Origin of the sequence: Blautia sp. HCN-1074, from assembly GCF_037890165.1 — a bacterium.
Classification (GTDB): domain Bacteria; phylum Bacillota; class Clostridia; order Lachnospirales; family Lachnospiraceae; genus Blautia_A.
Genome location: NZ_JBBKBP010000003.1, coordinates 22,948 through 36,851 on the forward strand (window position 1 = coordinate 22,948; position 13,904 = coordinate 36,851).

Genomic DNA, 13,904 nt, shown 5'->3' on the forward strand with positions numbered 1-13,904 from the left:
ATCTTTTATAACTCCTGTTCGTGTTTTTTCTTTGCAGTTTTCTGTACAGGTGGCTGTTCCGCTGTATTCTGCTGTGCCTTCTCCTGCTTTAAGCGTTCCAGAATAGATGGCTTATGGATTCTGTCTGCTGTTTCCGGAAGTTCTTTTTCTTCTACAGCATCCCTGCTATCTGTGCTACTTCCTTCTCTGCCAATATCCTCATCTGCCATAATCGTCTCATTGCCCTTTTCATCCATGTTCAGCAACGCATTTAACTCGGATAACCGTTCCATCTTTTCATTCAGCTCTGCTTCTTTCGGGAATGGTTTCTTTACCTCTTCCTGTGCAGTCGCAAGCTGCTGTTGTACGGTTTCCAATTTCTGCTCACTTTCCGTCAGCTTCCTGTCAATGGAAAAAAGGGTGTTATGGATACGCTGCATATTTCCTACCGGGTCTTTTCCGATCTCCAGCTTATAAGAACATTTCCCTTTGACCGTCAGTTCAAATGCATTGGAGAACATATTGTAGGAAGCAGATAACGTAAACCCATGATATTCCCCGACCTTTCCACCGGTGCTAACGGTTTTTAGTCCTGCACAGGCAGCGATCAATGCCTCGCCTGCTTCTTTCTTATCTTCATAAAGGACATTTCCTACTGTCATGGCAAACGTGTCATTATCCTGTAAATCCACGCTTTTTACTACCTGGGAATCTATCTGCATCCCGGCAATCCGCTCTTTCAATGCACTGATCTGTACCGGGAAATTCTTTGCAATATCGGATTCCAGACGGTAAATCTGACTGGTATGGTTTGCCTTTAAGAGTTTCAGTTTACTCACCTGCACATCCAGATCCATTTTTTCCTTAATGTACGGATTGCCTGTAGCAAGTGCCTTGATCTCTGCATAGGACAGTGCCGTATCATCCACATCTTCACAGGCCCTGACCGGGGATTTACTGGTCATGATCTGACTGATGAACTTCTGCTTATTCTCCAAAATCTGCCACATATACGCATCAAAAGTGTTCTCCGTCACATACCGGAATATCTTTACTTTGTCATTCTGGTTTCCCTGTCTTAAAATACGTCCTTCCTGCTGTTCCAGATCAGACGGCTTCCACGGACAGTCAAGGTGATGGAGGGCAATGAGCCTGTCCTGTACGTTTGTACCAGCACCGAGTTTTGGAGTGGAACCCATAAGGATTCTCACCTGCCCGGCCCGTACCTTTGCAAACAAATCTGCTTTCTTTGTCTCCGTGTTGTATTCATGGATAAACGCAATCTCTTCTTTCGGGATTCCCCTGGCAACCAGTTTGTTTCGGACATCATCATATACATTGAAAGTCCCATCCCCTTTTGGAGTAGACAAGTCACAGAAGATCAGCTGTGTTGTCCGATCTGCTTTTCCCTCGTCCCATACCTGAAAAGCATTTTCCACACAGGTATTGACCTTGCTTTTTTCTGCATCCGGAAGGAGTTCATTTAATAGCCTCTGATCCAATGCACATTTTCTTCCGTCATTGGTAATCTTGAGCATGTTGTCCACCGTTGGATTCACAAGACCGGCTCTTACTTCTTCCGCACGTTCCGAAAAGGCACTGACCATTTCCTGCTGTTCTTCACTTGGTTTTAAGACTTCATTGATAAACTCTGCTTCCGGTACAGGAAGATTCAGCATATCCGATGTCTGAATATCCGCAGCTTCCTTAAAAATGGAGATCAGCTCTGGAAGATTAAAAAAACGGGCAAACCGTGTTTTCGCACGATAGCCCGTTCCTTCCGGTGATAATTCGATTGCGGTTACTGTCTCCCCAAACGTTGCCGCCCAGGAATCAAAGTGTCCCATACCCATACGCATGAGTGTGTCATACTGGAGATAACGCATGATAGTGTAAAGCTCGGTCATACTATTTGATACAGGAGTACCTGTAGCAAAGGTGATTCCTCTGCCGCCTGTCAGTTCATCCATATACCGGCATTTCATAAACATATCCGAACTTTTCTGTGCATCCGTCTGTGAGATACCCGCCACATTCCGCATTTTTGTATACAAAAAAAGGTTCTTAAAACTATGGCTCTCATCCACAAACAGCCGGTCTACACCCAACTGCTCAAAAGTTACCACATCATCCTTTCTGGTCTGGTCATTGAGTTTCTTCATCCTCGCCTGCAGACTCTTCTTTGTTTTTTCCAACTGCTTGATGGTATAATTCTGCCCTGCCTGATGTGCCGCTTCTTCAATGGAAAACGTAAGATCTGCGATCTGATCTTCCAGCATGGCAATCTGCCGTTCTCTTGAAAGAGGGATTTTCTCAAACTGCGTATGGCCGATGATCACGGCATCATAATCCCCTGTCGCAATACGGGAACAGAACCGTTTTCGGTTTGCCGGCTCAAAGTCTTTCTTCGTTGCCACCAGGATATTTGCTCCCGGATAGAGACGTAGGAAATCACTGCCCCACTGCTCGGTCAGATGGTTTGGCACAACATAAAGATTCTTTTGTGAGAGTCCCAGCCGTTTTGATTCCATACCGGCTGCGATCATCTGGAACGTCTTTCCTGCTCCTACGCAATGAGCCAGTAACGTATTATTTCCATACAGCACATGAGCCACTGCGTTTTTCTGATGCGGCATCAAGGTGATCTCCGGGTTCATGCCGACAAACTGAATATGGCTTCCATCATATTCCCGTGGACGGATGCTGTTAAATCGTTCATTATAAATTTTACAGAGATCTTCCCGTCGGTGCAGGTCTTTAAATATCCACTCCTTAAATTCCTCTTTGATCAGCTCCTGCTTCTGCTGTGCCAGCATCGTTTCCTTCCGATTTAATTCCCGGTGTTCCCCATCGGCATCCTGTACCGTGTCATAAATCTTGGTATCTCTAAGGTTTAAGGCATCTTCCAAAAGGCGGTAGGCATTGGCTCTCTGTGTTCCATATGTGGAAGTAACAAGGGCATTTCCGTAGCTGTCCACATTTTTTCCCATAACATTCCACTGTCCGGTCACTTCGGCATACTGGACTTTGACCTTGCTCCCTACATAATATCTTGGTGTATGGAATGTTTCTGCCATGAACCGTGTAATGTAATCCTCGGAGATCCAGGTTGCCCCAAGTCTTGCTTCAATCTCTGATGCATCCAGATCTTTTGGCTGTACCTGCTCCAAATACTGCACATTCACCTGATATTCCGGGTGATCTTCTGCAAACTGTTTTGCGATCTGCAGTTTCTCCCTCACATTTCCAGAAAGATATTCATCCGACGGCTCCCATTTTTCACCGATCGGATTCTTAAAGATCACCCCTGCCAGTTCTTCTGTAAGCTCCTCTTCTGTTTTCCCTGAAAGCTGTGCCATATAGGAAAGGTCAACGCCTGCCCTCTCACCAATGCAAACCGCAAGTGCTTCACTGGCAGTATCCACGGAAGTTACCGTTTCTGCCCTGCGGATCGTCCTTTTGGTAAAAATATCCGCTTTCCGTTTCAGTTCTCCCTTATCATCCAGAAATTCCAGAGAAGTCAAAAGACAATAGCTGCTGTCCTGACTGAATGCCCTCTTATTGGCATTGCTGCTGATAAGACCATATTTTGCTGTAAAGATATCATATTCTTCATTGAGTTTTTCCTGCAGCTTTGTGATCTGCTCATCGCTTCCCTCTTCCATCTGACACCGGATCAGTTCATTCGTAACATCACGGATCTTCACCATCCCTTTGACACGTTCCGCTGTCATTGCCGGAAGCTCCATGCAGTTCATCACAGAATTTTCCCGGTAATAGACTTCCTCATTCACTACGGTAAAACTGAAATTCTTTACATCCGGGTCTGCCGGTATAAAGACAACATCCTCCTCCAGCTCTGTATCCGAAAGTTCCAGTTCCGTGATCGTGCCATGGATATTCTGGACAGCTTCTTTTAATTGTTCTTCTAAGGTAATTCCTTCTTTTGGTTTTACGGTCACTTCCTGCTTTCCATACTGGGTACTTTCTGTAGTAAACTCACCAAGCACCATTTCCGGATGCTCTGCAAAATAAGCATTGACTGAATAGCCTTCTGGTGTTTCCTTTAAATTTAACCATTCCGGTTCCTCAATGGATGCCCTGTCCCTTTTCTGGAAAAACAGAATATCAGAAACAACGCTGGTATTGGCATTTCTCTGGAACGCATTATTCGGTAATCGGATGGCTCCAAGCAGTTCTGCCCGGTTTGCGATATACTGTCTCACTGCCGGGTTCTGCTTATCCATCGTTCCACTGGAAGTTACCACTGCAACTACACCGCCCGGACGGACCAGATCAAGGGATTTTGCAATAAAATAATCATGGATCATAAAATGATGCCGGTCATATCTGCGGTCACTGACCTGATACGCCCCAAATGGAACATTGCCTATCACACAGTCAAAAAAGCTGTCCGGATAACTGGTTTCCTCAAATCCCTGTACTGCAATCTTGTTTTTCTGGTAAAGCTGTTTTGCGATTCTTCCCGAAACCGGGTCGAGTTCCACACCGTACATATTGGCTTTGCCCATACTCTCCGGGATCAGTCCCATAAAGTTACCGACACCACAGGACGGCTCCAGAATATTTCCCTGTTTCAGTCCCATATTTTCCAGTACTTCATACATACTTCGGATCACGGTCGGGGACGTATAAAAAGCATTTAAGGTCGATGCCCTTGCTGCACTGTATTCTTCCGGCGATAAAGTATTCTTTAATTCCAGATACTCATTCGCCCAGCTGCTGTTACTCTCCTCAAATGCCTGTGGGATACCACCCCAGCCAACATAACGGGATAAGATTTCCTGTTCTTCGGGTGTTGCCAGACGTTCTTCTTTCTCCAAAGTCTGTAACAAATGGATGGCTTCCATATTTGCTTTATACTTTGCTTTCGGACCGCCTGCTCCAAGGTCATTATCCTGAATCCGAAAGTTATGCGGTTCTGTTACAATCTTTTCTGCTTCCGGTTTCAAATATGGCTGGAATTCTCCTTCATATCCAAACAGTTCATTTTCTCCGGGAATATAATTGCGTCCGGTTTCCAGGCACCGGAACACATCGGCAGTTGGTGCATTGCTGACTGCATAAAACTCATCATACGAATATTTAGGGAAATCTTCTGTATGATAGGTCGACAGATGAAGTTCTGTATTGGAACGGGTCTGTGCAACCAGATCTTTTCCCTCTAGTCCTTCCGGCAATACCCCTACTGCTTCAAAGTGATACCCCTGATACTCAAAAACACCCTCATCCCAGGACTCTGCCAGTTCTTCTGCGGTTTTAGCTGTTGTCTCTTCTTCTGGTTCAGTTGGTTCCTGTCCCTCAGAATCTTTCGTTGTTTCCTGTTCCTGACTTTCCAGAATAGATTCTTCGGCAGTAACCTCTTCCTCTTCTATTTCCTCCACATCTGACATATCGACTACGGTCGGTTCTGCCACTGCCTTCGTATCCAAGAAATCAAACATGGTCATCTGGTGCCCTGACGGTTCTGTAAAGAATGGTTCTGCTTCTGGTGTCGGGAATATCGTATAGGTTCCTTCTGCATACTGATGAAGTTCCGAAAGAAGTTCTGTTTTTTGCTGATAGTTTGTCCCATACGCTTCAAAATCCAATGGAAGAGCTGCCAATGCTGCATCCATATTCTGTAACAGTTCTTCTGTCTGCTCTGGATTCTCTAAAACTGCCATCATTTCTTTTCTTGGTTTTTCCCAGAAGAAGTCCTCCGTAAATGGTCTGTCCATCTCTTCCGGAAGACGGTCATAAAAACGGAGTACCTTATTTGCCATCTGCTCCCGTTCATATTCCGGCATACGAGCATAATCTTCTGCCTGCAGGAACTGGTCATTCTTTATCAGATAAGCTACTCTATTTGCAACTTTATTCCAGGATAATAAAATTGACGTATATGGATTCCCATAAGCACCTCTTGCAAGAAATAATCCTTTTCCATCATAGTTTGCGTGTGAATCATCGGCACCAGACAGTGCATGACTGCTTCCACCGATCCCATACTGTTCCTTGATAAAACCTGTCCTCGATCTTTCATCTTCATGCAGCAGATAAAAGGAATACGTCCTAAGCCTGCCCTGCGAATACGCTCCACCTCCTGCAAGATAAGCATCAATCTCATCCTGTGTAATGAACATCGGATGTTCTTTCCAGGCAAAGCCATCCCTAGCCTGATAAGGAATCACCTCATCCGCAAACTTCTGAAACTGCTTTGAGATATTTATAGGATTATAATGATGGAAACGCATAATAGAATGATTTTCTTCATAGGCTTCTGCCAGTGCATCCAGTCTTTCATTCAGTTCCGAAAGCCACTGTGGATCTTCCAGCTTTTCTTCCAGATAATCCGTGATCTCCGGATAGATACTGTGAAGATGTGGTAAATCCTCCTCATCAAAAACAATCTCGGCTACCCCTTCTGCCATATCCCCTTTCATATAGGCAAGAGCCTGTGCATGTTCTTTTACTGCATTGTTTCTTGCTGCATCCAATACAGACTGCGGTGCATATTCACCCTGGTCTAAAAGCTGATGGATACGTCCGCTGACATCTTCCCATGATAAAAATGCCTTATCTAAAATCTGGTCTGTGACCGTATGCCCCACTACGATCTGCATCCCGGTTTCATCAAACCAGACCGAATATTCACTTCCATCAATCTGAAAGCCTTTTCCACCTTTGCGGTATTCACGCTTCACAAACTCCGTATATTCCTCCGGGGCCTGTTCGCTCATAAAATTATAGATGATACGAAGTTGACTGCCCGCCCGGTTTCCTCCTGTCCGTAAAATATCATCGACAACGCTTTCTGGAATCGGGATTTCTCCGGCATAAAGGGCTGCTGCTCTTTCCTCGATCTGCCGTCTTTGTTCATTTGCAGTTGGATATTCGGGCAAAGATAAAGCAGAGGCAATTTCTTCCTCTGCTTTACTCAGTCCATCTTCTCTTGTATCTTCAACTAGCTGTATACCAATTCCGTCAAGATGCTCTCTTCCGCTGTTGCCATCAGTGCGTTCATATGTGCTGTCCAGGCCATCGGGTCTGCTTCCTTGTCCGGTGCCGGATGGTTCTTCAGCAATTTCTCCATCTGGCTGTCCATCCTCTCCTGTGCTGCCTTCTCGATTTCTGCCAGATGGCTGTTCAGCTTTCCTGTCAGGAACAGGCTCTGATACAGGCTGTTCTTGTGTTCCTTCAGGAATCTCCTCCGAAGCATCCCGTATTTCCCTATCGTCACTTCTTCCTCCTCTACGGTCAGGTTCGGAAACAGGTAATCCCCCTTGCGATGATATGTCAGTTCCATAGTCGGTTCCTCCTTCATTCTCGATATTTTCTTCTTTGTTGTTTTCTACGTCCTGATTTTTATTTTCACGCATTAACGTGTTGAAGTTATTATAATTCCTTTCACTGGAAATTTCAACCTCTTTTCTGGCTTCTTCCAGAGAAATTTTATGTACCGTCCTTCCAATGTCAATCAGAACACTCTCACTGATCTGGCTTGCTGCATTTCCAAGAAAGGTCAGTACAGACAGCCGGTTATAATCGGTAATATGCATAAAATCCTCTTCTTCCAGAAGCTCCATCGGTTCCAGACCACACCGTCTGCAAAGCATGTAATATACACTGTCCGTTGCAAGCTGGCGGAAATCACTGCGGATCGTAACTTCATCCAGATCTTCTAGATACGTTCCTTCCGCTGCATATTTCAAGCCGTCCAGATATTCTTCCAGACTGTCTGCGACCATTTCCCTTGCAACCGCCATCAACGCATCCGATAAAGTCCCTGTATCTTTTTCTTCCAGACCATACGCTTCTGCCAGATGGGTAAGGATCTCTTCCTGCTGATGTTCCTGCATCTGCCACAGGTAAGGGCTTCTTCCGCCTGCCACCATGTGCGTATCTGAAATATCAAACACATACCGGAGTCTGGTATTATGACCATTCTCGTCAAGCAGGGCGATTCCCCTAGCTCCCCGGTTTACCCAGCGGAACATTTTCTCATTCCACAGTTCCAGGGACGCACAGGCGGTTGCCTGTGGATGCTGTGCGTGGATCAGTAACTGGTCTGTAAAAGGATACCGGTATAGTCTCGCTGCGGTATCCATATAACCCATCCAGTCCCTTGGCGAACTGCTCACCAATGTCGCATGTTCCTGTGCCAGTTCCCGGATGTCCTGTAATTTCGACATACTGCCTACCTCCTTGCCTTATTTCTTTTTCTTCTTTGGAAATTCCAGATGGAACCTTGGCTTTCCGTCCTCCAGTGTCAGTAAAAGATCTGCGTCAAACTTTATATCTTTTTTTCTGGAATACAGCCCTTTTACATGGGTGCAGGCTTTATCAAGAAGCTCCACTGCCATCTTTTTATCCAGTGTTTTCTCCATGCTTCCTAAGAAACGGTTTTCTTTCCAAAGGGCAAAATCACACTGCCTGTTGGAGCAGTAAAAATTTTGCTTTCCTTCGTAGACATCAGAGCCGCAGACCGGACACTTACCGATCACTTCCCTTGCTTTCTGGGACCTTCTCCTTTCCGTTTCCGGTATTTCCCTGCACACAGAAAGAATCTTATCGACTAAAGAAGTGATCTCACCCATAAACTGTGTATCGGTGATCTGCCCTTTTTCCATCATTAAAAGCTGATTTTCCCATTCGGCAGTCATTGCGGCAGATTTCAGATAAGCCGGCATGACATTCACCAGTTCCCTGCCCTCTGTGCTTGGCAAGATCTGCTTTCCTTTTCTGACTGCATAGCCGGAAGAAACCAGTTTTTCAATGATACCTGCCCTGGTTGCCGGAGTCCCCAGTCCTTTCTTCTCTGTCTCCGAATCAAAGTCTTTATTCCCTGCGGTTTCCATAGCGGCAAGGAGGGTATCTTCATTGAATGGTTTTGGCGGGGAAGTAAAATGCACTGTCTTTTCTGCCTTTACCGGAGAAAGCGTCATTCCTTCTTCATATCCATATGGGATGGAAGTTTCTTTTTCCGTTTCTTCTTCCGGCTTGGCTTTCACGCACTGGTTCTTAAAGGCATTCCCCGCCGCTTTAAATCCCATCTGCACCGGCACTTTTCCTCTGGCAGTAAAATCATGTCCCTGACATTTGACCATAATATCCGTCTGCTCATACTGATACTCTTCCCCTGTTGCCTGCACCAGCTGCTGGCAGACCAGCATCATCAGGTTCTTTTTGTCCGCTGTCAGATCAGAGATTACTTTTTCTACGGCTTCTTTTGTTGGAAGAATCGCATGATGGTCGGATACTTTTGCATTGTTAATCACTCTGGTGATGTTATGTCCCAGCTGTCCATAATCCAAGAACGGAAGTAAGACTGGCATTTTCCCTACCAGTTCCTCTACGGTATCCCTCATATCCTCCGTCACGAACTGGCTGTCCGTTCTTGGATAAGTGACCAGCTTTTCTTCATATAATTCCTGCAGCATATCCAGTGTTTTCTTTGCCGTATAGCCAAAGTAACGGTTTGCTTCCCTTTGCAGACTGGTCAGATCATAAAGTTTGGGAGGAAACGCTTTCTTTTGTTCCCTCTTTATCTGTGTAATCACTGCTTCCGAATCCATACATAAGGAAGCAAGGAGATCGGCTGCTTCCTCATTTGCAATATTTTCAGAAACTACCGTAAGCCTTCCGTCTGTCAGTGCTACTTTATAAAAGGCTTCTTTCTGAAAATGCTCAATCTTATCCTGACGTTCCGCAAGCATGGCAAGCGTTGGCGTCTGCACTCTGCCCACAACCAGACGTTTAAAATAACAGGTCGTATATGCCCTAGTTCCGTTCATTCCGATCAGCCAGTCTGCCTGTGCCCTGCATACCGCAGCCATGCAGATATTCCGGTATTCCTCTGCTCCTTTCATTGTCTGAAAACCTGTCCGGATTGCCGTATCTTCCATGGAACTGATCCATAAACGCTTCACCGGTTTCCTGCATCCGGCAAGGTCATACACTCTCTGGAAGATCAGTTCCCCTTCCCTTCCTGCATCACAGCCATTTACCAGATAGTCCACATCTGCCCGGTTCATCAGGCTTTTTAACACATCAAACTGTTTCTTTTTATCTCTGGAAACTTTCAACTTCCAGACCTGCGGGAGAATCGGAAGGTCATCAAACTGCCATTTCTCATATTTCGGGTCATATTCCTCCGGCTGTGCATACTCTGCCAGATGCCCAAGGCACCAGCTGACAATACAGCTCTCCCCTTCTAAATATCCGTCCTCTTTTTTATAAGCTGACAGGTTTTTGGCATAACTCTGTGCCACACTTGGTTTCTCTGCGATCACTAAAAATTTTGACATACGTTTTTCTGTCCTTTCTACTGAAAAAGGGCAGCCAAACTACTCTGGCTGCCCCCTGTCCTTATTTTGGTTGCTTCTTTGAAGATGGAAGTTTATTCTTCCTCATCCTCTTCTTCATTTACATACGGTCCATCAGAAAACTCCAGCTGTTCGCTTACATAGTCCTCCTCTTTGCCACGTCCATGCTTTTTATAAACGGCAATCCCTGCCACTCCAAGAATCACTGCAAGTACGATTGCTCCAAGTCCTTTTACATTCATTCCCGTCTTTTCTTCTTTCTTCACTTCGGTTTCCTCCTCTACTGCCGGGATAGTTTCCGGTGTGGTTTCCGGAATCACTACGGTTGATTCTTCGGTTTCTTTGCTCTTTTCTGTCTCATCCAGAAATTCTGCCAGGTCATTCTCATCGACCAGGGACATCATGTACACGTTTTCTGTATTGCTGGAACGGTCAATGACCATATAAAATGTATTTCCCTTCTTGGTCTGGATGGTAAGGAACTGTTTCGTATCATCATTTTCCTTATCATCCACCAGCTGGGCATTTCCCGGAGTAGAAAAAGCCGAATTATCCCCTTCCCCGGTGACCCTTCCGGTATCCTCTTTCTTCTCCGTATCTTCTGTTGATTCTGTTGCCGTTTCTTCTACTACCTGTGTCGTTGTCTCCTCCGCCGGTGGGTTTGCGTTTGCATAAACCGTAGCAATGGATGTCCCGGAGATCATGGTGACTGCCATGGCAATCATAAGCAGTTTCTTTACCACTTTATTCCTCATCGTCTAAAACCTCTCTTTCTGTCATCTGACCAACAGGTGGTCTGTGAACTTCTTCGTTGTTTTCCTTTTTCTGCGGAGCTTTTGCATCCTCCACCGTGATACCGCCGTCCTCATCCATCTGAATCGTAACGGTTCCTTTCTGAATCCCGTCAAGCAGGACAAGCAGGCTGCGGCTGTCCAGCTTCATGGAACGGAACGACTTAACGATCTCTATATCTTCCATCTGCTGTCTCAATGTATTCTGCCGCTTCAGGTGTTCCTGTAATTCAGCGATCTTATCCTCTGTTTTCTGAATATCATTCAGAAGTTTTTTTAATTTCATGTTCATCTGCCCTGTCACCTCCTCTAATGCAGACGACCAAACGCCATAAAATGTTCCTGCCAGTAAGCACTTGCAATGCTGGTATACTGGACAGGCTTGCCACAGTGAATCATCATGTTATTGCCGACATAGATTCCCACATGGCTTGCTCCCGGTGTGTCATAGGTTCCCTGGAAGAAGATCAGATCTCCCGGTTTTGCCTCCGATGGTGATACCTGCGAACAGTGTGACCGCAGCTCATCGGCAGTACATCTTCCGACATTCCATCCATTTCCACAGTTATTGATAACCCAGCTTACAAAGCCGGAACAGTCAAAACCACTTGGGGAATAACCGCCCCATACATATGGAACACCCAGATATTTTTCTGCTTCCTGTATCATTTTTGCAAACTGTGGATCAGATAAAGCATCTGCCGGTATGTCGTAACCAAATCCACTGCTTCCGGTGGGTATGCTGTTTAGATCAAACAGATAATCACGGTTGCCATAATATTTGTTATACGCATCGTAGCGTTCCTGTTCTTCCTCTGTCATACGGCTCCTTAACACGGCATCCAGGCTGTGGTTTGTCATCGTCACATCCAGACGGTTCACCTCTTTTGTAGTCGTGACCTGCACTTCCTGGTTTCCATTGCTGTCTGCTATGTAGGCTTCCCATGTCTGGTGTCCATGTGCGGATGCCGCCGCATGATTGTCATAGTAAACATCGAACTGTACCCCATATCTTGCGAACGCTCCGGTATCTTCTACTACATATTCCACACCGTTCATGACTACATGGGTTCCGATCGGCACAAATGGATTCGCCGCATCCACGGCAATCGTATGGTTTGCTGTCGGCATTGCCCCACTGGCTGTCGGTCCGCCACTCCACTGGCCACAGCAGATCGGGCAGTTACAGTACCCACTTGTCACAACCAGTCCCAAGGACTCCCCTACCCGGACAGTCTTGGTTTCTGTAACTGTTTCTCTGGTAGAGTCTGTGGTGATTCCATACTGCTGTCGGAAGATCTCCTTAATCTCCTCTGCCACTTCATCGTAAGTGAAGCCGCCGTATTTTACCGTAAGATAAGAGATCAACTGATATGGGTTATGACCGATCTCATCAATCTGGTACCGGTATTCGTCATAATCCGGATGGGTGGATTCCATCTGATTGATCTGTGTATTCAGTGCTTCTTCCAAGGCACGGTACGCATTTTCAGCGGCATAAATATCTTCATCCGTACTGGAATAGCTGGTAGAGATGATTGCGGAAGAAGCTCCCTGCAAAGATGCCGTACAGCTGGTAAAACTGGCTGCGATCAGCACAAAGATCAGAGCAAAGACAGCTACCGTGGCAAAAATCCCCCGGTTCTGTGCCGCCACCATCTTGACGGCATCTTTCGCTTTTTCCGTAAACTTCTGTGCGGAAGTGATCGCTGCATCCTTTACTTTTTTACTCTGTCTGGCTGCCTGATACTGCTTCTGGTAACGCTTCTTCTGAAAGAGTTTCTGCAGGGCAGATTTCTTTTTCTTCTCTGCTTCTCTTTTCACTGCGTCCTTCGCTTCATTTCCATAGGCAGTCTCAAATATCAGCCTGCTCCTTTCTGCTTCATCCAGGACGCTTTCTTTTAATCTCCGAGATTCTTCCCTTCGCCCTTTCAGCCGTTCCCGCATGTAGATGGATTTCCTTGCAAGGCTTTCCCCGACAAGCTCTGCCCGGTGTGCCCCTTCCACTGCCGCATTTTCATCCTCTTCTTCGTGCGTTTTCCAGTGTGCTGCTGTGACTGCCGCATCTTTGACTGCCGATGCCGGATTCCGGATACCGATCCCGGCACCATGTACCATGCCGTCACCCTCATCACCAAAAGACAGACGGGAAACTTTTTTCCGCTGTTCCTTCAGCACCCGTTCCCTTTTGGACTTGCCTTTGATCTCCTCGTGGAACTTATCCAGGGAATCTTCCATCACTTCGGAAGTTTCCCGGTAACGGGCAGATTCTCTTTTGGCTGCTTTTTCTTCTCTGGAAGTCTCCTTTTCCTTCCTTCTTTCCTTTGCAGCATAATCCCTGACCATCTTTTTCTTCCGAAGATCCCGGCTGTCTGCAACTGTCTCCAGATATGCCCGTTCCCCTCTTGGCTGTCCACGGATACTCTCTGTGCGAAAGGCAGATTTGGGATTTTCTCCATTTTCAACGGAAATATCTCCCTCTATTTCTACCTCTTCACCCATATCTGAGTTTATATCCTGGTCGGATACATGTTCCCTGCTATATCTGGGTTTTCTGGAACTCTGCTCCGGCTGCTCCATCTCCCGTTCTTCTTTAAGCCGTTCATGTCTGCGTTTACTAAAATCCAGTTCCTCTTTCTTCTCACTGCGGGAAATCTCGGTATCCGTATCCCGTCCGGTGATCCTTTTTTCTTCCTTGTTCCGGAGGTTTTCTTCCCGCAGACCATCCCGGCTCATTTTCTGGACGGTTTTATCTCTCGCCTTATACTCATGCTCCTGCAACTTTGACCATCCCCTTTACTGTTTT

The 13,904-nt window shown here is 46.1% G+C and carries 5 protein-coding genes; all 5 read right to left on the reverse strand.

Annotation, left to right across the window (positions count from 1 at the left end; translation table 11 throughout):
* Positions 1-5: 5 nt before the first annotated feature.
* Entirely contained in the window at positions 6-8,174 is an 8,169-nt protein-coding gene (locus tag WKT11_RS03995; RefSeq protein WP_445291927.1) for a DNA methylase, read from the reverse strand.
* Positions 8,175-8,192: 18 nt separating this feature from the next.
* Positions 8,193-10,289: a DNA topoisomerase 3 gene (locus tag WKT11_RS04005; protein ID WP_340282712.1), complete on the reverse strand. Its 2,097-nt coding sequence runs from the start codon at positions 10,287-10,289 to the stop codon at positions 8,193-8,195.
* Between the two features lie 92 nt (positions 10,290-10,381).
* Complete coding sequence (locus WKT11_RS04010) at positions 10,382-11,062, reverse strand: CD1107 family mobile element protein (protein WP_340282714.1); 681 nt, start codon at positions 11,060-11,062, stop codon at positions 10,382-10,384.
* Complete coding sequence (locus WKT11_RS04015) at positions 11,052-11,390, reverse strand: DUF4315 family protein (RefSeq protein ID WP_004612754.1); 339 nt, start codon at positions 11,388-11,390, stop codon at positions 11,052-11,054. The genes WKT11_RS04010 and WKT11_RS04015 overlap by 11 nt, the downstream gene beginning before the upstream one ends.
* Before the next feature lie 17 nt (positions 11,391-11,407).
* Complete coding sequence (locus WKT11_RS04020) at positions 11,408-13,879, reverse strand: C40 family peptidase (RefSeq protein WP_117718949.1); 2,472 nt, start codon at positions 13,877-13,879, stop codon at positions 11,408-11,410.
* Between the last annotated feature and the right edge of the window lie 25 nt (positions 13,880-13,904).